Raw genomic sequence first — 20,675 nt, forward strand, 5'->3', positions numbered from 1 at the left:
CTCCCTATCCCTATACTTTTAACGTATTGAAATCAAAAAAGTTTCAGCTCTGCTTAATCCTCGCTTGGCGGCTCCTGCATCAGCGATACATTCCGCTGCGGCTGGAAGGTCGAGATGGCGTGCTTGTACACCATTTGCTGGCGTCCATCGCTATCAATCACGATTGTAAAATTGTCAAATGCCTTGATTGTCCCTCTGATCTGGAAGCCATTTGTCAAAAATACGGTGACCGGAATGCTCTCTTTGCGTAGTTGATTTAGAAATGTATCCTGGATGTTGATGGTCTTGTTCATAGCCGTACCCCCAATAGGAATCAATTAGTGTTTTGAATTATATTCAAGATCAGCGGGAAACTTTCCTGCTATTATAGCATGGGCCTCCGCTAAAATCCCGGAAAAATTTTTACCGTCACCAACGTCAATCCAGGCAATCTCCTTCATATGGCGGAACCAGGATAGCTGTCTTTTGGCAAAACGGCGGGTGTCGCGCTTCAATTTCTCCACAGCCAGCTCAAGTGGCAGGCCGTCCTCCAAATGCTCGATGATTTCCTTATAGCCGAGTCCCTGCATCGAGACCAGTTCGCGGGTATACCCTTTATCAAGCAATCCACGTACCTCATGGACCAGCCCCAACCGCAGCATCTCGTCAATTCGCTGTTCAATACGGTTATAAAGCATTTGACGGTCCATTGTCAAACCAATGATGCACAGCTCGTAGGGGGATTGCTTGTTTTGTCCTTCTAATTGAGACGATAGAGTACCGCCTGTCAGATGGTAGATTTCCAGTGCGCGAATAACACGCCGCACATCGTTGGGATGAAGCCGGGTCGCCGACTTCGGGTCTACAGCCGCAAGCCTGGCATGCAACGCCTCAGCCCCGTGCCTGTCGGCATAAGCCTGCTGATTGGCGCGAAATTCCTCATCCGCCCCCGCTTCGGTAAATTGAAACTCATAACAGACCGATTCCACATACAGGCCAGTTCCCCCGACAACAAAAGGCAAATGCCCCCGAGCTGTAATCTCCGGAATAAGCTGACGGCACCACTCCTGAAACATGGCGACAGAGAAAGGCTCATCCGGTCGCAGGACATCGATAAGATGATGAGGAACCCCGCCCATTTCCGCCTGACTGATTTTGGCCGTGCCTATATCCATCTCCCGGTATACTTGCATGGAATCACCGGAGATAATCTCGCAGGACAACGACTTGGCCAGTTCAATGCTTAACTTGGTCTTGCCAACGGCGGTAGGTCCGACCAGCACAAGGAGTCTAGGTTTATGAAGTTGAGTCAAGGGAAATCACTCCGTAAGCTATTTTAGTATGGGCGCGGGTGCTCGCCGTAAAGCCCAGGCGATCAAACTCGCCGCTGTCCTTCTGCTCCTTGAGCACCACGGTCTTGCGTGCTACCCGGCAGGCTTCCTTTACCGCCTCGGCATCCAGTCGGCTGGAATTGGCAAAGGACCGCAAGGGAGACAGAGAAGAGGATTCAGCGATTGGATTGCGGAACATCGGATCGAAATAGACGATATCGACGCTATGATCAGGCATAGCCCGTAAAGCCTGCAAATGGTGGGCGTGCCGCACCTCAATGCGTCTAAGCGCCTCGTCAAAGGGAAGCAGTCCGGACATGTACCGCTGTGAGCCTGCATATAATAACGCCCAGAGCGGAAGCGAATCCTCCAGCGCTACTACGCGCCCTTCCTGGCCTACCGCAAGCGAGAATACCATGGCATCAGAGCCCAGACCGGCTGTGGCATCAAGCACCGTATCGCCGGGCATCACGCCTGCCGCCTCCAGCATGGCATCTCCTTCGCCCTTAAGCAGCCGCTTCGCCCGCACGAAGGCCATGCTGGGGTGAAACGTCATTGGCTCCTGCCCGGCGCGATGCAGACGGGCCCCCTGCTCCAGAATGACCAAAATGTCGCCATCGCCGTAACGTTCGGCGAGCCTAGGCAGGGCCGTCCGGCTTCTGGATACATAAGGCTGGGCGGACAGCGCCGCTAGCTCACGCGCCCGCTGTACCGTACCGGGAGTTTCGTGGTCGCCCGTTGTAATGATCATAATTCAAACCCAATCCCTTCATTTCACGGTCAGTCCATCGTTACATGACCCGTTTGAACAGCTTTTCCAAATCATAAGTAGAGAAAGAAACAAGTATCGGACGCCCATGCGGGCAGGTATATGGCTGCTTGCAGGCGGCAAGCCGCTGGATCAGCGTACCCGCCTCCTCCATCGTCAGCTTCTGGTTCGCCTTGATGGATGCTTTGCAGGATACCAGGGTGGAGGATTTCTCGCGCAGCTTGGACAAATCGATCGTTCGCTCGCTTAGCACCCATTCGGCCATCTCTTCAATAATCTCGGCTTCTTCCCCTTGGGGGAACCAATAGGGATGGGCCACCACTCGAAAGGTGCTGCCTCCGAAATGCTCCAGAATGACGCCTGCTTGCTCGAACCAATGCAGGCGTTCCTGCAGCTTGGCCCCGTCCGAAGGCGTAAATTCCAGTGTGATCGGCAGCAACAGCTCCTGGGAGGCATCTGCCGGGTGTCCAAACTTCTCATAGTAGTATTCGTAATTTACTCGCTCATGCGCAGCATGTTGGTCGATCAAGTATAAGCCCTGCTCGTTTTGGGCGATCAGGTAAGTGCCATGATGCTGTCCGATCAAGGATAGCTCGGGAAAGGCCGGAAGCTCCGGCGCCGCCTCGGGCGAGCCGCCGTACAGCGCTTCCGGCATCTCTTGCAGCCGCGCGGGCGACAGCGGCGGCTGCGCTGATGCGCTGCCGCCATACGCTGTGGCGGCAGCGTTGCCTTGGCCAAGCCCGCCTTGCGGCTTGGCCAAACCCGGCCCGGGCGACGGCGCAAAGCCCGTCGCCTCTGGCCGTGCGGCGCCGTACGCGTCGGCGCCGCCAGGGCCGCGTTCCCGCAGCGGTGGCAGGCCTTCGGCCGCTGCGGGAACGCCATAGCCCGCGGGACGGGCGGCGGTCATACCGCCGCCGTCCGCACGCGGGCCCGGCGCCGCCTCGCCAATGCTTGGCGGGCGCTCAGCCTGGGCCGCCGTTGCCGCTGGCCCGGCGGCCCCATCTCCCGCGCCTGATCCCGGCGCGGAGAAGTGGAATTGCTCCTGGATCACGGAGCGACTTCCTCCCTTGCCGATGTTCTGCCGCACCACCTGCGGAATCAACACCTGTCCGGACAGCACGGCCCGGATGCTGTTTTCCACAAACCCGTTCAGCTCTGGTTCCTTGCTGAACCGCACCTCCAGCTTCGCCGGATGCACATTGACATCCACCAGTGATGGATGCATGTTCAGCATGAGCACCGCGATGGGATAACGGTTGATAGGCAGCAGTGTATGATAGGCCCGCAGCATGGCCTGATGCAGCCCATGATTGCGAATATACCGACCATTGACAATCGTGGACATGCCATTGCGGTTCGAGCGAGCCAGATCGGGACGTCCGATAAATCCCGTAAGCTTATAATCCAGATCCTCCGCCTCAATCGGCACCATCCCTTTGGAGGTATTGATGCCATAAATGGCGGCAATAACCTGAAGCAAATCGCCTCCGCCTGGAGTTTGCAGCAGCGTATTGCCATTATGCCGCAGCGTAAAGGCAATTTCGGGATGCCCCAGCGCCTGACGGTACATCACATCAGAAATATGCCCAAGCTCCGTCTGGATGGTTCTCATATATTTCAGCCTTGCCGGAGTATTGTAAAATAATTCCTTTACCTGAATATCCGTCCCTTGCGGAGCGGCTTCATCATCCTGTCTCTTAAGCATGCCCCCCTCAATCTCGATCACCCGGCCAAGTCCCGTATCACTGCTAGAGGAGACAAGACGAACCTTGGACACGGCGGCAATACTCGCCAGCGCCTCACCCCGGAACCCCAGCGTGCGAATCTGGTACAAATCCCGTCCGGTGGCAATCTTGCTGGTTGCATGGCGGAAGAAAGCCGTCTCGCAATCCTCGGGGTCGATGCCTGATCCGTTATCAGTTACCCGGATCATTTGCAATCCACCCTCATCCACCGCAACTTCGACTTTCGTCGCTCCCGCATCCACGGCGTTCTCCACCAATTCCTTCACCACGGAAGCCGGTCGCTCCACGACTTCCCCGGCTGCGATCTGGTTGGCGATATGCTCGTCCAGTATTGCGATTTTTGCCATTTCCTTGCCCTCCCGTCGAATAAGTCCGGCTCACGGTACACGGTCAGAAGCTGATGCTTCCGACAAGATGCGAAGCCGAACTCACTTCCTGAATCCCTTTGTGATCAAAAGATGACTTTTGAACTACCTGTTATAGCTCCCTGGCCTTCATTTTCAGATCGTTGACTAGCTGCATTGCTTGCAGCGGTGTCATATTCATCAAGTCAATTTCTTTAATGAGATTAATGATCTGCCGCATGCCCGGGTCTTCCGGGGCTGGGGCGGATTTTGCTTTCCGCTTCGGTTCCTCATCGCCAAAGATTGACAGTTGGACAACCTCTTGGGCTTCCTCATTCTCCGAGGCTGCTTCAGCAGCAGCTTCACTTGCAGCAGCCTCAAGCACCGCCAGCTTTGCCCCTGCCAAACCACCTGGCTGTTGCTCCAATCCGTTAGCCAGCGGCTCGCCAGCCTTCATCTGCTTGGTGTCAGCCCCATGCAAATAAGTAGAGGCGCCTTCTCTGATAACGGCAGGTTTGGTCCCGCTATCTTCCAGACCATGCAGCAGCCCGTAGGCGCGGCCAATGATTTCGTCTGGCAAACCTGCCAATCTGGCACAGTAGATGCCGTAGCTCGTATCGGCAGCACCCGGAATCAGCTTGCGCAGGAAATGCACCTTATCACCGCTCTCCTGCACCGCCATGCTATAATTGCGCAACCCTCGCAAGCTCTGCTCCAGATGGGCCAGCTCGTGAAAATGGGTTGAGACGAGCGCTTTACAACCGATGCGATCATGCACGTATTCAATGACCGCCTGAGCAATGGCCATCCCTTCGCTGGTTGAGGTGCCACGGCCCAACTCATCGATGATGATCAGGCTTCGCGGAGTCGCCTTTTCCGTCATAAGCTGAATGTCAGCCATCTCTACCATAAAGGTGCTCTGGCCGCCAATCAGATCATCCGCGGCTCCAATTCGTGTAAAAATGCGGTCCACCAGCGGCATTTCCGCCTCATGAGCCGGAACGAAGCTGCCGAGCTGCGCCATAATTGAAATAAGGGCTACCTGCCGCATATACGTACTTTTGCCCGCCATATTTGGCCCCGTAATCAACAGGATGCTGGCGTCTTCCTTGCGCAAGGCCGTGCCGTTGGCGATAAACGCGGAATCCTGCATAACCGATTCCACGACCGGATGTCTTCCTTGTTCTATGATGAGATCATAGCCGTCCGTTAATTGCGGCTTGACAAAGCCGTTCTCCGAAGCCACGGCTGCCAGAGACCGCAGCACATCAATACCGGCGATTTGCTCTGCCAGCTTTTGCAAACGCGGGATATTGCCAGCAACCTGCTCGCGCAGCTCGTTAAACAGCGCATATTCAAGGTCGACCATTTTTTCCTCGGCCTCCAGAATCAGCGCTTCCTTCTCTTTCAGCTCAGGGGTAACGAACCGCTCCGCATTGGCCAGCGTCTGCTTTCTTTCATACCGTCCTTCCGGCAAAGAAGCCAGATTCGCCCGGGTAACCTCAATATAGTAACCAAATACTTTGTTATAGCCGATTTTCAGGGATTTGATCCCGGTAGCTTGCCGCTCCGCCGCTTCCAACTCCGCGATCCAGCGCTTGCCGTTCACTCCCGCTTCCCGCAGCTCGTCCAATCGAGCATGGTAACCGGGTTTGATGATGCCGCCGTCTCGTACCGATACAGGAGGATCGTCGGCAACCGCCGCATCAATCATGTCCGCCAGATCCTTGCCCTCATCCATTGAAGCAGCGATTTCGCGGAGCGTGATCGATCCCGAGCTAGCGCACAGCTCTTTGATTTGCGGTACTTGCCGCAGGGAGGTCTTCAGGGCAACCATATCCCTGCCGTTGGCATTTCCGAAAGCGACGCGCCCGACCAGCCGTTCCAAATCATAGATTTCCTGCAAGGAGCTGCGCAGATCCTCTCGCAAAATAAACGCGCCATGCAAATGACCCACCGCCTCCAGCCGTTCCTCGATGCGGCTCTTTTGCAGTAACGGCTTATCGATCCAGCGTCGCAGCAGTCTTGAGCCCATGGAGGTTTCGGTCTTGTCGAGCAGCCAAAGCAAGGAGCCTTTCTTCGAGCGTTCCCTGACTGTCTCTACGAGTTCCAGATTACGCCGGGTGAAGGGATCGAGAATCATAAAATGCTCGGGCTCGTAGGCGGATATTTTCGTCAATTGTCCCAACGAACGCTTCTGGGTTTCGCTCAAATAGCCGATAAGCAAAGCGATATTGTCACCACGCTCCGGCTCCAGGCGAGTCCATTCCGCTTCCCCAAACAACGTGCGCCCGGTCTCCGCTTTGGCTTTAGCCCAAGGTGTGTAGACGACAGGCTTGCTGAGCGGAGCGGCTTGTCCGCTAACCCAGTCCAGCAACGCGGCGTCGCCGATAATTTCCGCCGGATCGTACAGACCGATCTCATCGCGCAGCCATTCCTTGCTGGACGGCGCCGAGGTCGTATACAGCTCTCCGGTGGACAGGTCGCAAGCAGACAAGGCCATTATTCCTTGACGCTCGGTAATGCATACGATGTAATTGTTAACTCGCTCGCTGACCGTTTTACCTTCCATTATTGTTCCCGGAGTAATGACTCGCACGATTTCGCGCTTCACGACGCCTTTGGCGACGGAAGGGTCCTCCAGTTGCTCGCAAATCGCTACCTTGTAACCCTTCTCAATCAGTCGATATATGTAGTTGTCCGCCGAATGGTAAGGAACTCCGCACATCGGAATTTTCTCCTTTGTGCCCCCGTCCCGTCCGGTTAATGTAATTTCCAGTTCCTTCGAGGCCAAAATAGCATCGTCAAAAAACATTTCGTAAAAATCACCCAGCCGGAAAAAGAGAAACGCATCCTGCGCTTCTGCCTTGACCCGCAAGTATTGTTCAATCATTGGCGTGTAGGTAGCCATGATCCCCCTCCACCTTGTCCTCTTTTAGTTGAAGCTTGCTAAGATTAATTTTGATCACGATGATACTCATGGAAGTTTACTCGGCGGCGAATCTTGAACTCAGGCGGGACTTCCGTGGCTCACGTAGGCTTACGAAGCATGTTTTCTGCAGAAACCTTCCCGCAGCTCACGTACTCCTGCTTCCGAAGTCGTTTTCTGCGAAAACACGCAGTTCGTTTAGCTCGTGTAAATCCGCTTCTCATTCCCTACCTTTATCCAGCTCAAGCGTTTGTAAAAAAAGCACAGCTGAAGCATAAGCTTTGATGCTGAATAGCTAACCTTGGCAAGCTTTACCCGATTGTAGTGGCTTGCCTAATCTTTCTTCCACAGATTTCTATTATACCAGAAAGGAAGCTGCGGTTACGAGAGGTTTTACAGTTTCAGCAGGGCAGTCGCTTACGAAACAGACACCGGTACTCCTACAAAGGGACAGCATTTTGTCGGCGGCGGAAACGCAGCAAGCCTTCAGGCTGAGACAAACAAGTGGGAAATTCTCCCTATAATTTGCACAAAACGGCTGAATTTCGAGGTTTAGCTGGAAAAACTCCCTATAATTCCACACTTTTGGTCCATATCAGGTGATTTCGATCGTATTATATGGACAATTTCCCTATAAAAGCCAAGAATCCATCGATTAGTAAACTTTAGCTGGAGGATTTCCTGTTAAATCGGCAATTGCTGCAATTTATGGTAGCAGCTCCCCTAATAATCAGGACCGAGCCAAAGGGGACCAAGGCAACGGGGACCAAGGCAAACAGGGCCTAAGCCTTACGGCCCCTATCCATCTGCAAGAGATGGCCCCGTAAGCTTCCAGGCCCGGCGGATATCGGCAGACTCATCCCAGGTGCGGCCGGATAACAGCAGCTTGAAGAAGGGAACAAGATAGCTTTCATAGGCGGCATATGACGAAGCAGCCTGAATATCCGCGATGATGCGCGGCAGCGCCGCTTGAAGCATTCGCCGGTCTCCGCTATAAAAGGCCGAGAAAATCTCCTCCCGATCCAGCGGTCTGGCCAGCAGTTGGCTGGCATTCTCAGCAATCAGGCAGGCCAGAGCTACCACGCCCTTGGTAATACGCGGCGAGACAAGGAAGCTCGGCAAGGTGCGATACTCAAAGCCGCCGTATTCCTTGCGGCGAAAATCGCCAAGGAAGCCGTATTTCGGACGGCGCCGAGCGCTCCCCTCTGCCTCCAATAGAGAAAGAGGCAAGGCCAAATAGTTGTCGAGCGTCCGTAATAGCTCAGCCGTCAATAACACGCCGCTGAAATGCAGATGGCCTCCCAGCGGAAACCCCTGCTGCGGCATCGCTCCTGCCTGCCAGATCAGTTCGCGGTTATCGATCGCCGCCTGAGCCTGACGAAAGGCTCGCAGCAAATGTGTGACGACCTCGCGGGGCTCTTGACCCGGTCGGGGTCGCAGTTCAGCGAGTGGGAACAAACGTCGCCCCCGATAACGCAATACATCGCAGCCCGCTTCTCCATGAAATTGCAAATAACGCGAGGCTGGAATTACCTTGCGTGTGGTATCATTAAACAACAGAAATTCGGGGTCCATCCCGATTAACCGTTCCCCGGACAACTCCAGCAGCCGCTCCTGCTCGGCAAGCTCATCACGCATTGCCAAAGCCAGGCCGTTCGCGACCGCCGAGCTGCGTATTTCCGAAGATATAGACAACGGGTCAATGGTGAATCGGCCCTCCTCACCTGCCGAGATGATCACCTCGCCCATATCCAGGCCAAGCGCATAAAGCGCCCGGATGGCCGTGCTCTCCAGACGCTTCCCGAGCGGGGAGTCGGAAGCAGGGCCGCTCCCTGGCAGCGGCAAGGTCTGTCCGGTATTCCCTAGCAAACGTGTCTCCAGTACCCGAAGGTGAAATACCGTCACCGCATAACGCCGCGCGAAGGACGCTTCACCGCCGTTTTGAGGCATAGAACGGACCTGTGCCACCTGCAAGCCGGCGGCTTGCAGGCGCTGCCGCCAGGCCACCGGATCGCGCAAAACCAGGCGCCGGCTAACAATAATCTCCTCTACCGGCCCGCCCCAATAGGCCTCCTCGGGTCCGTAATAAATCCAGCGTGGGCCGGAGCTCTTGAGACCATCGGCTTTGCGCAGCACCTGGTAAGGCCCGCCAAGACGGACGAGCGCTTGCAGCAAACGAGCATGAGACGCCTCTGAGCTAAGTCGGATTTTAAACACAAGACATTTTTTCCTAACCATAGCTCCACCCCTCCTTTCGCCCAAAAGGGGGCTTTTTCCACAAAAAGAGGGCAGCCGCCCTCTTCGACGACGCCCCTGCTGCATATACTACACTGTAAGCGGCATAACCCGGTTCTTCTCCACTACGACTTCCGGCACAGACACGAATCACAATTCGTCGTCGAGGAGATCCGGGTCCAGGTCTTCGTAATCCCCAAGCTCCGAGCCGAAATCGTAATCCTTGTCTTCAATGTCGCTACCCGGCACTACAAGGACATTCAGCTTCGTCTCAGCAACCAGTTCAACCGAGAATTCGCGTTCCACCCGAATGGCAACGCGGCCGTCTCCTGACACACTGGCTTCCACGGTACTTGGCTCTTGCGTAGCTTCGGCGGACACCTCTACCGTAGAAGTACGGTGTCTGGAATCCAGATAGTTCAACGGCACATTCTCAACATAAGATACAGTTTCCTTGGCAACCTCGGTCTGCGAGTTCTTGTCGTACGAATACCAAATGTTAATATCGTAAGTACCAATAACTTCAATTCCGTCTCCCGCCGCAACCGCTTCATACTGGTGGTTAATAATCCAGGCCCCCAGAATGCTTGAAGGTTTGTGAGGTGGAGTCACGGTATGTGTTACGGTAGAGAACTTACGACCTTTTCCGCAGATCGCTTTCGTGATGATCTCTCTACTTTGATATTTCAATGACATGTTAGAACCTCCTCCATACATCATTCACTAAAAGTGTATGCAGGACATTCGTCTAGGGTGACAACTATTTTAAAAGCTATTTCAGTTCCCCTTCACCTGTTGCTCTGCAATTCGCTGAATCGGGGTTTTATTTTTTTTGGAGATATCCAGAAATAAAGACAACTCCCGGCATAATTGGAGGATCGCCGAGCGAATCTCGAACTCCTCACGAGTGGACGGCAGCTCCATCATTTTAAAGTTCTGCTCCAGATCATCCAGCATTTGCTCCGTAATGCCGGTGTACTCCTCCTCGTTCACATCCACACTAAGTCGGTCGAACAGCAAGGCGGCAATCTCGCCCTGGGGCATTTGCTGATATACCTGGGAGATGAGCTCCAACATTCCTTCAATACGCTCCAACTGCTGCTTACGCATATAGAAGTACACCGTCCAAGCCTCGTTTGGGGTAATCATCTGATTCTCCAGCGCGCGCCCCGCCGTCGTTACCCCTTCCTCAACCAATCTACCGGCATTTGTTAATTCCTTCCCGTCCCAGATATGCTTCGGGTCTCGCAGCGTCTCCGCAATTTCCTGAAAGATAATGGAAAACAAGCCATCCACCCTGCGACGCAGGTCCATGAGCTTGTCCTCCGTCTTAGGCATATACAGAAAGTTAACGACCATTGCCGAGCCGAGACCGATGATAAGTAGTTCCGTTTGCGTCAGCAGGACATGCCAGGATATCTCCTCGCCACCGAACACGCGGAACACCACTACCGAACTGGTTACAATGCCTTCCTTGAAGCCAGCCCGGGTAATGAGCGGAAAGGCGATCAGGATGTAGATGGCCAACACCCAGATATGAAAGCCCAAAACGTAGAAAATGCCGAAAGCCAGCAGCAGACCTAGCAGTGAAGCGAAGAAGCGCGCCCCGATGGATTTCAGACTCCGCTTGCGCGTTACATCCACGCCCAGAATAGCCAGCAAGCCCGCCGAATTAGCTCCAGGCACATTCGCAAAATCAGCGATAAAAATCGCCATCAGTGTGGCTATTGCTGTTTTGATGACTCGAAATCCCATAGAAACCACCTTTTCCCGCATCGGATGAACAAACACTATAGTATGGCAATATCCTACTTTATTTTGCACATTCGGACAATCCTTATCTAAAAAATCCAAGATTCGACGCCGAGGTTGCTTCCGGGTCCTCTGCGTGATCCACAGATGACTTTTTCCAACAATATCGAAAAAGGAGCGTCACCGCTCCTTGATTAGCTTGCGTTCAATATAGACAACCATCTGATACATGGCCGTGGCAACGATGGCGATAATGACCAGACTTGACAGCACTAGCGTAAAGTTGAATACCTGAAAGCCGTACACAATCAAATAACCCAGCCCGATCTTGGCTACGAGGAATTCTCCCACAATAACGCCAACCCAGGCCATGCCTACATTCACCTTGAGTGTGGAGACAATAGCGGGAAAAGAAGCGGGCAAGATCGCTTTCAGGAAGACATCGCGCCGACTGCCCCCGAACGTGCGAATGACCTTTACCAGATTGGAATCCACTTCATTAAAGCTATTAAACACAACCAGGGTGGTCACAATCACGGTAATAGACAATGTCGTTATTACAATAGCGGTAAACCCGGCGCCAAATAATACGATAAAGATCGGTCCCAGCGCCACCTTCGGCATACTGTTGAATACAACCATATAAGGGTCAAGCACCTTGGACAAGAAGGGAGACCACCAGATTAATACAGCCAGCAATGTGCCGAGCAGGGTGCCCAGCAAGAAACCTACAGCCGTTTCGCCCACCGTCATTGCCAGATGAGGCCATAGCTCCCCGTTTACCATATCCTTGATGATCTGCCCGCCCACCTTGGAGGGATAGCTGAATATCAGGACATCGATCCATCTCATACGTCCGGCCAGCTCCCATAACAGGATAAAGGCTGCTAACAACATGGCTTGCACCCCAAACACCCAGCGGTTCATCCTCCGCTTTCGCTTGCGGTGCTCTGCCCATTTCTCCTCCAGCCAGGCTTCCAATGCTAGGCCCCCCCTCTTTCGGCACTCTCAAGATCGCGCCAGATTTCATGAAATAGCTCATTGAACCCTTCCGCATCGCGGGCGTAGAAGGGTGTAGCCTGCCGAATCGACTCGGGGATGATATATGTGCTGCGAATGCGGCCTGGATTGGCAGCGAGCACAATGACCCGGTCGCTGACCGCAATCGCTTCGGAGAGATCATGGGTGACCAGAACGCCTGTCTTGTGACGTTGCTTAAGCGTTCCCCACACCAGATCCTCAAGCTGAAGCTTGGTTTGGTAATCCAGAGCCGAAAAAGGCTCATCGAGCAATAGCAGCTCAGGGTCGGTTGCTAGCGTCCGCACCAGCGCGACCCGCTGCCGCATACCCCCGGAGAGCTGATGGGGATACAGCTCCGCCGTATCCCCAAGCCCCATCTCGGCCAGTAATTCCCGAGCCTGCTTCCTGCTCTCCGGCGTCAGGCGACCTGTCAGTTCCAACCCCAGCACCGCATTATCCAGAATGGTGCGCCAAGGAAACAAATAATCCTGCTGGAGCATATAACCCACCTTCGGAGACGGCCCGTTCACAGGCTGGCCATGCAGCAGCATTTCGCCGCGCGACGGAGGAAGCAGGCCCGCCATGACGGACAGCAGCGTCGTCTTCCCGCAGCCGCTGGGGCCAACCAGGCTGATCATCTCACCTGCTTGCACCGCCAGACTCATCCCTTGCAGAGCAAGTACGGCTTCCCGGTCCGTGACGTAGACCAAATCCAAATGCTTTAATTCCACGACAGAAGGCATCAAAGGCTCACGTCCCCTTTCCGTATCGTTGATGAATACGCTGCTTCCTGGGCCGTTGTTTATTTAGCCGCTTCTACGGCCTTCTCCGCAAACGTATTGTCCACTAGCTTTTTGGCATCTACTCGCTCATTTAACTCGCCGGCCCCTTCCATCACATCCAGCAGGTTGTTCCAGGCTTCCTCTTCCAAAGCCGGAGTCGTGGCATAGGTTCCCTGTTCGAGATAGCGCTGAATCGAGCTGGCCAAGATATCCATATCGGTATCTTTGAAATAAGGGGCGACTACCTCTGCGACTTCCTCCGGTGTGTGGGACTGCACCCAGCGCTGCGCCTTATGAATGGCATTTGTGAAGCGCTGGACCGAATCGGCATGTTCATCAATGTAACTTTGGCGCGTCATAAACACTGTGTACGGCAATTGCCCGCTTTCCGTGCCGAAGGAGGCAATGACCTTTCCTTTCCCCTCCCGCTCGATGATAGAAGCCTGGGGTTCAAATAACTGAACGAACTGCCCCGTACCGGAGACAAATGCTGCCGTAATATTGGCAAAGTCGATATTTTGAATCAGATTCAGATCCTCATGCGGATCAATTCCATGCTTCCGTAAAGTGAACTCGCCGGCCATTTGCGGCATGCCCCCCTTCCGCTGTCCCAGAAAGGTGCTTCCCTTCAGCATCTCCCAATCAAAATCGCTAATCTCTTCCCGTGACACCAGAAAGGTACCGTCCGTTTGCGTCAGCTGAGCGAAATTAATGACCGGGTCCTCGGAGCCCTGCTGGTACACATAAATGGACGTTTCCGCCCCAACCAGCGCCACATCGATGGCTCCTGACAGCAGTGCGGTCATCGTTTTATCCCCACCAGCCGTAGTTTGCAGTTCAACATCAAGCCCCTCTTCGGCAAAAAAGCCTTGGGTTAAAGCTACATATTGGGGCGCATAGAACACCGAACGGGTCACTTCCCCTATTTTTATCTTGGTCGCTTGACCCTGATCTCCACAACCGCTCAAGGCAGTGGTCAGGAGCATGACTAGGGCAAGCCATAATCCAGCATGGCCTTTGCTCATACCGTTCACCTCTCCTTCCAAATTAGCCGTCTCCTAGCCAAGCCTTCATCGGCACAGACCAGAACATACTAAATAATATGCATAAGCTAGGCAAAAGGTTAAGGCTGGGCGCTTGGCTCCAAATTACAGCAAAAAGCCGCTGCCGAAGCGGATTTCTCCATTTCGGCAGCGGCTTTGTCGTCAGGCTGGTCTCCAGATCAACCAGCGCATTAACTCGGCTAGTTACTTTTAAATTCCATAAATCGCTTTGAATTTTTCTTCCAGATAATCGGCCAGATAATCCGGGTTCAGCTCTTCACCAGTTACAGCCAGAATAATCTCCGACGGCTTGCGGCTCTTCCCGTACTTATAAATCTTGTCCGTCAGCCATTCCTTGATCGGCTGGAAGTTGCCTTCCGCAATAAAGCCTTCAAACTGTGGCAGTTCCTTGCGCAAGGTATGTGTAATCTGTGCAGCGTACATATTGCCCAGCGCATAGGAAGGGAAATAGCCGAACAACCCGCCGGACCAGTGCACGTCCTGAAGCACACCAAGTCCATCACTTGGCGGAGTCAGACCGAGGTAGGATTTGTATTTCTCATTCCATACCTCAGGCAGCTTGCTGACGGCCAAGCCCTCATTGAACAGCATCTTCTCAATTTCATAGCGAATAATGATATGCAGGTTGTAGGTAAGCTCGTCCGCATCAATACGAATCAACGAGTTTTTTACAAGGTTGGCCCCCTGATAGAACCTCTCCGCAGTCACATCCTTCAGCTCGGCCGGGAAATGCTGCTGCAGGTCGCCAAAATACCGCTGCCAGAAAGGCAAGCTGCGTCCGATCACATTCTCCCAGAAGCGGGATTGCGATTCGTGAATCCCCATAGATGTCCCTTGGCCGAGCGGCGAGCCCGCCAATTCTTCAGCCACGTTCTGCTCATACAAAGCATGTCCCCCTTCATGCAGAGAGCTAAAGATCGCACTGGTTACATCATCCTGCTTATAGTTGGTTGTGATGCGCACATCTCCATGATTTATAGTTGTCTCAAACGGATGAACGGTCTCGTCGATTCGTCCTGCTTCAAAATCATAACCGATCTGCTCCAGCAGGAAGCGGCTAAACTTCTCCTGCTGATCCTTGTCGAACAACTGGTTCAGGAATGGAGCCTCCGGCTTGTTCTTGGCAGCCGTGACGGCTTCCACCAGTGGAACCAGGCGAGCCCGCAGTTGGCCAAAGACCTGATCCACCTTCTCCACCGTCAAATCGGGTTCATACATATGCAGCAAGGTATCGTAGCGGGTCGCTCGCGGCCCCCAGTAATCGATAAACTCCTGCGTCTTATCCACAATCTGTGTTAAGTAAGGCTCAAATCCGGCGAAATCATTATTTTCCTTAAAATCCTCCCACAGCGTCTCCGCATGAGCCGTCAATTCCGTATACTCCTGGAATTTCTGAGCGGGAATCTTGATGCTGCGATCATAATCCTCCTGCACTTCCAGAACCATGCGCCGCTGAACATCATCCAGTTCGCCCAGAACGGTGGCATGATTGAGATAAGAAAGGTATTCCCCCATCTCAGCCGAGGTTTGCAGCTTAAAGGCTTCCGTCGATAATAGGCCGATCGTGGCTGCCCGGGTTTCCGCTCCTTTGCGCGGCGCTCCCGTACGTAGATCCCAGTTCATCAGGGCTACCGCTTCCTCATATGCGCTAATCTTCTGTAGAAGTGTCCGAAATAGCTCCCACTTCTTGGCCGTTTCCTGCTTCATGACATCTCCCACCTTTACAGGTTAAAATTATTTTATTGCTACTCTTGATGATACTTTTAACAATCCGTATAATCAAATTTTAAGATAGAAAATAAGCTAATAAAAGGAGGCAGGTCAGATGAACCAGCTTTATTCGATCCTCGATTTCAACCGCAAATTTGTTGAAGGCAAGGAATACGAGAAGTATTTGACAGATAAATTTCCTGAGAAAAAAATTGCGATCGTGACCTGCATGGATACACGGCTCGTTGAGCTTCTGCCTAAAGCGATGGACCTTCGCAACGGCGACGTCAAGTTAATCAAGAACGCAGGCGCTATCATTTCCCAGCCCTTCGGGAGTGTTATGCGCAGTCTCATCGTAGCCATATATGAGCTGCATGCTGAGGAGGTCTTCATTATAGGGCATACCGGCTGCGGTATGGCGGCCTTGAATTCGGACCGGGTCATTGGCTCTATCCGCGAGCGGGGCATCAGTGATGATGTGCTGAATACATTGGAGAACTCCGGAATCAAGCTCAAGAAATGGCTGAGAGGGTTCGATAACGAGAAGGAAGGGGTTGTTCAAACGGTCAATCTTGTCAAAAGGCATCCTCTTCTGCCTGCGGATATCCCCGTGCACGGAATGCTGATCGATTCGGTGACCGGAGAACTCGAACTGATCATTGACGGATACGAGCAGCTGCCTGCAAACCCGACTTTTTGAACTCGCACTATAAGGAAGGGATGAAAGCATAAGATGAACTACCATTTGGATGAAAGAATACAGCGACGGGGAACCTGGTCCGAGAAGTGGGATAAGGGACAGCAATTATTTGGCGATCCCGATGTATTGCCGCTTTGGGTAGCAGACATGGACTTTGCCTGCGCACCGGCCATTGTTGAAGCTGTTACCGAACGCGGCAAGCAAGGAATTTACGGGTACACGCTGCGGCCCCAAGAATATGTGAATGCCATTACAGGCTGGTTCTCACGCCGGCATGACTGGCAGGTGGACTCAGCCTGGCTGACAGATGCTCCAGGCGTAGTGCCTGCGCTCAGCATCGCTGTCCAGGCCTTAACTGAGCCCGGAGATGCCATTATTGTACAGCCTCCGGTGTACAACCCCTTCTACGATGTCATCCGCAGGAATGATCGGAAGGTTGCCGAGAATCCACTCATTCTGGAGAATGGGCAGTATCGCATGAACTATGCCGAGCTTGAAGCCTTGATGCAGGCCGGGGCCAAGCTGCTGCTGCTTTGCAGCCCCCACAATCCCGGAGGACGTGTATGGACCCGGGAAGAACTGGAACAGGTCGGCAGCCTTTGTGCCCGGTACGGGGTTAAAGTAGTAGCGGATGAGATCCATTGTGATCTGGTCTTCCATGAGTACCGCCATCTCCCCTTCGCCTCTTTGTCCGAAGCTCATGCCCAGATGACAGTAACCTGCCTGGCTCCTTCCAAGACGTTTAACATTCCGGGCCTGGCTACCGCCTTTGCGGTCATATCCAACCCTGAGCTACGGCAGAGGTTCATTGACCGGATGCAGGCCTTGGCCCTCGGTTCAGTTAATTACTTTGGACCTGCGGCAACGATTGCGGCCTATAATCATAGTGAAGACTGGCTGGAAGCGGTACTAGAGTACGTGCAGGACAATCGTGACTATACGATAGAGTACCTAACCGCCAATCTGCCTGGTGTGCAGCCGATGCAATCAGAAGGAACCTACCTTCTTTGGGTAGATTGCCGGAAGCTTGGCCTCAGCGGGACTGAACTGAAACGACTGATGTATCGCCAGGCCAAAGTCGCCTTCACGGAAGGTTCTGTTTACGGAACGAACGGAGAAGGCTTTCTCAGAATTAATCTGGCCTGTCCTCGCTCCTTGCTGACAGAAGCGCTGGAACGATTTGTAGCAGCAGCGGGATGTTAGCGTCCCGTTACTCTATTAAAATATGCCAATTCATCCAAGAATCATATTTTTCGTCGACATATGATAGAGTATCCTAACAGCAAAGGAGGGATACTATATGCCAACCCTTATTGATGGCAGAACCTCACAGAATGCCAGCACCGCTGGCTCCATCGCTATCCCGATTCTTGTCATCGACACTCCACAACTATTTGGACAAATTGGCTTGATTACCCAAGGAGCGGTTGGAGTCCCGCGTGTGCAGTTGAAGGGAACAATTGCGCTTCAGCTTCCATTAGCTCTGGTTGCCGTTACGATCACCGTGGTCAGGGGAACACTTCCAACTGATCCGGTCGTCTATAGCGCTTCGTCTATATTTAACCTTTCTGTACTGGCTCCGCAGCTTCTCACCTTCTCGGCCAACGATTACAATCCTCCGCTGACCCCCCAGTTAACTTATAGCGCCTTCATATCTTCCAGCTTACTGGGAACGGTTCGCGTCGGTCCGGAGAACTTTGACGGCATCCTGATCGCCGACTAACATTTTGATTCATCATCCCAAGCCAAGTCCTGGGATAGCTGCATCAGGACTTGATTTATCTACCGGTTTCAGCAAATAAGCCACTTGTCACAAGTGGCTTATTTCACCTTGCCGTTTCGTTATGTCCGGTAGCTTTTAGCCGCCTTGGCTGGCCTCTGCCTTCTCCTTGCGCAACGTCTTTAATTGCTCCGAAAGTTGCTCCAGTGATTTCTTCCGCCGCTCCATCGCTTGCTGATGCTGCTGCTCCAGCAAAGCAAATTGTCGGCAGTCAAACTGCATCCAGGCCATTAGGCTAGGCGCGTCCGGCAGGACACCTCTCTTGAGATGATTGCGTCTGCGAGCGACACAGCACAAGTATTTATGCTGCAGCTCTACCTTCTGTATCTCAAAATAGGGATTCATGCAAACTGCCAAGTTCCCGGCATAGAACGTCTGCTTATGATCGTAAAAAGGGTGGTAGCCGTAAGGCACCGTCACCACCAATGTGCCATTATCCGCCAGCAGCCGATGAGCATGCTCCAGCAGTGTCTCCGGGCGAGCAAAATGCTCCAGAATCTCACCCAAAATGATGGAATCAAAATTGCCCTTTCCCTTCCAATCCGTAATATCCATCAGCTTGAATTGAACTTTGGCTCGCACGGAGACGGACTCCTTGGCTAGCTCCTGACGGGCATACTGGATACTCTTCTCCTCCAGATCGATGCCAGTAACTCGTAATCCTTCCCGCGCCAGCAAGATCGCCGTAATGCCTTGGCTACAGCCTACATCAAGCACGGTCTGACCGGTAACCGAACGGCAAATCCAGTGCACCCTAGCCCGGGTCGATTCATGGGATTCCACTGAATTGACCAGACCGTAATAACGCTCGCTCACTCGATCATGAATAGCCATCTGCCTATCGTCTCCCCTCTCCTCCTCAGAATCTCCTGCCTCAGATCATAAATTCCCTCAGCACCTGCTGGATCTCGGCCGGAGTCAATCGATCCCGCGGTGGAACCTTCTTCTTGGAGGTATTGGTGGCATGCACCACATTTACATAGTTGCGAGGAGTCAGCAGTTCATGGGGCAGATCAACCACATTGCCATGCGTGCCTCTTCCCGGCAGCTTGATCCGGTAGCCTGACAAATAGTCGGCCGTCTTGTACAAGAAAACGTAGAACTGTGGCGAACGATGAAAGGTTGGCGCCATTTCGCCGGCGACGCTATCCCATAAATATCCGTTCTGATTGGTCAAGGCCATCGTGTCCGGCTTCGGCTTCACATTATACAATTGCTGTACATAAGTACGGTGGTACAGATCGTCTGAATCCAGGCGGGCAATGTATAAATCCTCGCTATCGCCTGCAAAAGCCGAAATCACATTTAAACTCTCCTTATTCGTGCCGAACCAAATATTTTTGGGCAGCGGGCTTTGACTCGCCAAAATGTCGGCAACTATCTCCTCAGTGCCAGGTGCAATTTTCAATATAGCCATAAAGTTCTGATTGGTTTGCGCCTTCAGAGAACGAAGTGTAAAGTTGCGAAAAATTTCCATCCGGTTCACCAGCCATTCCTTGGTCAACCGCTGGGGATCAAAACCGAAGGTATTGAAATTGGTCTCAATAATTACCTTTCTCGACATGCACTCTCCTCCTTCACCGTTTAAACCACCGGTGTTGTACTTTATGCTCGAAGTGGCCAAACCGACAGGACGTATGCAGCAATTCCAGCAAAATATAGATCATTGTGTCGGAGCCTATGCAGCAGGCAGGATAGCCGCACAATAATTTCATCAGCTAGCTACATAGAGTAAAGAGATTTATATGTCTTCATGTGAAAGGATGAAATCGCATGCAACAGGTATTTCTGGAAAGTAAAGATTTATTAAAACGCATATCACAGGCTCTCTGGAAAAAAGAGCCTTTTTCTCTGGTACGAATCGGGGATGGAGAGAACCTTGTGTTGTCCCAGGATACGGTATGGCCGATAAGCAAAGTTCTGGAAGAACGCTGGGCCATTAAGGCCAGCAAAGGAGAGAAAGGCCTATATTTGCCCAACCTTCCCTTGCGGGATGCGGTTGCCGCCTCGATTCGGAATGCATCGGTGGTTGGCATACTGCCGTATAACGATAGCTTGATCAAGGCACCAGACTATTTAAAACGGCCGTTAACCGATCAGGTATTCCGCCATTTTGATCTGAACCCTGTATTGGTGTGCCATGCCGGGATCAACCGTGAACTGGCAGAGATGCAGGAGTTCTGGAGGCTGCTAAAGCAACGGCGCATTCTAATCGTCACCCGGGAAGCTGAACAACTGCGGCAACGCCTTGAACAACCGCCCTACTCTCTTCATATCGTGAAGTCCTTGCCGTTTGATCACTGGGGACAGTATCGGGAGACGATGGACTGGATTACCAGCCATGCAACCAGCTTCGACATCGCCCTCTTCTCTTGCGGGGTGAATGCCGTCGTGCTGGCCGAGCGGACGATGGCCCTTACTGGAAGAATAGCACTCGATTTCGGCAAAGCCGCTAATATTGTCCTAAAGGGACGGGCCAATTGAGTGAGGTGGTTCATCTCAGAAAGCTCGTGATGCACTCTTGGCTGGAAGCAA

General features: G+C 53.0%; 18 protein-coding genes. 4 read left to right on the plus strand and 14 right to left on the minus strand.

Going from position 1 to position 20,675, the window contains the following annotated elements; translation table 11 throughout:
- Window positions 1-53: 53 nt before the first annotated feature.
- From hfq to C557_RS0115870, 12 genes are all read right to left on the minus strand, one after another.
- A complete protein-coding gene (gene hfq / locus C557_RS0115815; protein WP_018752865.1) occupies window positions 54-293 on the minus strand; it encodes an RNA chaperone Hfq in 240 nt (79 codons plus the stop codon).
- 24 nt (window positions 294-317) lie between these two features.
- Window positions 318-1,292: a tRNA (adenosine(37)-N6)-dimethylallyltransferase MiaA gene (gene miaA, locus C557_RS0115820; protein ID WP_018752866.1), complete on the minus strand. Its 975-nt coding sequence runs from the start codon at window positions 1,290-1,292 to the stop codon at window positions 318-320.
- The gene (locus tag C557_RS0115825; protein ID WP_018752867.1) at window positions 1,276-2,061 is read right to left on the minus strand and encodes a class I SAM-dependent methyltransferase; all 786 of its coding nucleotides are present in this window, start codon (window positions 2,059-2,061) and stop codon (window positions 1,276-1,278) included. Before C557_RS0115825 ends, miaA begins: the two co-directional genes overlap by 17 nt.
- A gap of 40 nt (window positions 2,062-2,101) precedes the next feature.
- Entirely contained in the window at window positions 2,102-4,171 is a 2,070-nt protein-coding gene (mutL, locus tag C557_RS0115830) for a DNA mismatch repair endonuclease MutL (protein ID WP_018752868.1), read from the minus strand.
- Between the two features lie 130 nt (window positions 4,172-4,301).
- Window positions 4,302-7,079, minus strand: coding sequence for a DNA mismatch repair protein MutS (mutS, locus tag C557_RS0115835; RefSeq protein WP_018752869.1), 2,778 nt, complete (start codon window positions 7,077-7,079; stop codon window positions 4,302-4,304).
- A gap of 816 nt (window positions 7,080-7,895) precedes the next feature.
- Window positions 7,896-9,335 (minus strand): putative amidoligase domain-containing protein, encoded by a 1,440-nt coding sequence (locus C557_RS0115840; RefSeq protein WP_018752870.1) that lies wholly within the window; start codon window positions 9,333-9,335, stop codon window positions 7,896-7,898.
- A gap of 147 nt (window positions 9,336-9,482) precedes the next feature.
- Window positions 9,483-10,028: an outer spore coat protein CotE gene (cotE, locus tag C557_RS0115845; RefSeq protein WP_018752871.1), complete on the minus strand. Its 546-nt coding sequence runs from the start codon at window positions 10,026-10,028 to the stop codon at window positions 9,483-9,485.
- Window positions 10,029-10,109: 81 nt separating this feature from the next.
- Window positions 10,110-11,087 carry an aromatic acid exporter family protein gene (locus C557_RS0115850; RefSeq protein ID WP_018752872.1) on the minus strand — a complete coding sequence of 326 codons (978 nt, stop codon included), beginning with the start codon at window positions 11,085-11,087 and terminating at the stop codon, window positions 10,110-10,112.
- A gap of 177 nt (window positions 11,088-11,264) precedes the next feature.
- The gene (locus tag C557_RS0115855) at window positions 11,265-12,011 is read right to left on the minus strand and encodes an ABC transporter permease (RefSeq protein ID WP_083930219.1); all 747 of its coding nucleotides are present in this window, start codon (window positions 12,009-12,011) and stop codon (window positions 11,265-11,267) included.
- Window positions 12,012-12,067: 56 nt separating this feature from the next.
- Window positions 12,068-12,847 carry an ABC transporter ATP-binding protein gene (locus C557_RS0115860; protein WP_018752874.1) on the minus strand — a complete coding sequence of 260 codons (780 nt, stop codon included), beginning with the start codon at window positions 12,845-12,847 and terminating at the stop codon, window positions 12,068-12,070.
- Window positions 12,848-12,906: 59 nt separating this feature from the next.
- The gene (locus tag C557_RS0115865; protein WP_026263520.1) at window positions 12,907-13,911 is read right to left on the minus strand and encodes an ABC transporter substrate-binding protein; all 1,005 of its coding nucleotides are present in this window, start codon (window positions 13,909-13,911) and stop codon (window positions 12,907-12,909) included.
- Between the two features lie 228 nt (window positions 13,912-14,139).
- Entirely contained in the window at window positions 14,140-15,657 is a 1,518-nt protein-coding gene (locus tag C557_RS0115870) for a carboxypeptidase M32 (protein WP_018752876.1), read from the minus strand.
- Between the two features lie 118 nt (window positions 15,658-15,775).
- Between C557_RS0115870 and C557_RS0115875 the strand changes: the two genes are divergently transcribed.
- The 3 genes from C557_RS0115875 (at window position 15,776) to C557_RS0115885 (ending at window position 18,083) form a co-directional block, all read left to right on the plus strand.
- Window positions 15,776-16,360, plus strand: coding sequence for a beta-class carbonic anhydrase (locus C557_RS0115875; RefSeq protein ID WP_018752877.1), 585 nt, complete (start codon window positions 15,776-15,778; stop codon window positions 16,358-16,360).
- 33 nt (window positions 16,361-16,393) lie between these two features.
- Window positions 16,394-17,563 (plus strand): MalY/PatB family protein, encoded by a 1,170-nt coding sequence (locus tag C557_RS0115880; protein WP_018752878.1) that lies wholly within the window; start codon window positions 16,394-16,396, stop codon window positions 17,561-17,563.
- A 97-nt stretch (window positions 17,564-17,660) separates the two neighbouring features.
- Window positions 17,661-18,083, plus strand: a complete 423-nt coding sequence (locus C557_RS0115885; protein ID WP_018752879.1) for a hypothetical protein — start codon at window positions 17,661-17,663, stop codon at window positions 18,081-18,083.
- A 135-nt stretch (window positions 18,084-18,218) separates the two neighbouring features.
- Here C557_RS0115885 and C557_RS0115890 read toward each other — a convergent pair whose 3' ends face one another.
- Together C557_RS0115890 and C557_RS0115895 are read right to left on the minus strand one after the other, a co-directional pair.
- Window positions 18,219-18,974 carry a class I SAM-dependent methyltransferase gene (locus C557_RS0115890; protein ID WP_018752880.1) on the minus strand — a complete coding sequence of 252 codons (756 nt, stop codon included), beginning with the start codon at window positions 18,972-18,974 and terminating at the stop codon, window positions 18,219-18,221.
- A gap of 40 nt (window positions 18,975-19,014) precedes the next feature.
- Entirely contained in the window at window positions 19,015-19,704 is a 690-nt protein-coding gene (locus tag C557_RS0115895) for a glycosyltransferase (RefSeq protein ID WP_018752881.1), read from the minus strand.
- Window positions 19,705-19,913: 209 nt separating this feature from the next.
- Between C557_RS0115895 and C557_RS0115900 the strand changes: the two genes are divergently transcribed.
- Window positions 19,914-20,624, plus strand: coding sequence for a GT-D fold domain-containing glycosyltransferase (locus C557_RS0115900; protein ID WP_018752882.1), 711 nt, complete (start codon window positions 19,914-19,916; stop codon window positions 20,622-20,624).
- Window positions 20,625-20,675 lie beyond the last annotated feature (51 nt).

The sequence above is a fragment of the Paenibacillus sanguinis 2301083 = DSM 16941 genome, assembly GCF_000374825.1.
Classification (GTDB): domain Bacteria; phylum Bacillota; class Bacilli; order Paenibacillales; family Paenibacillaceae; genus Fontibacillus; species Fontibacillus sanguinis.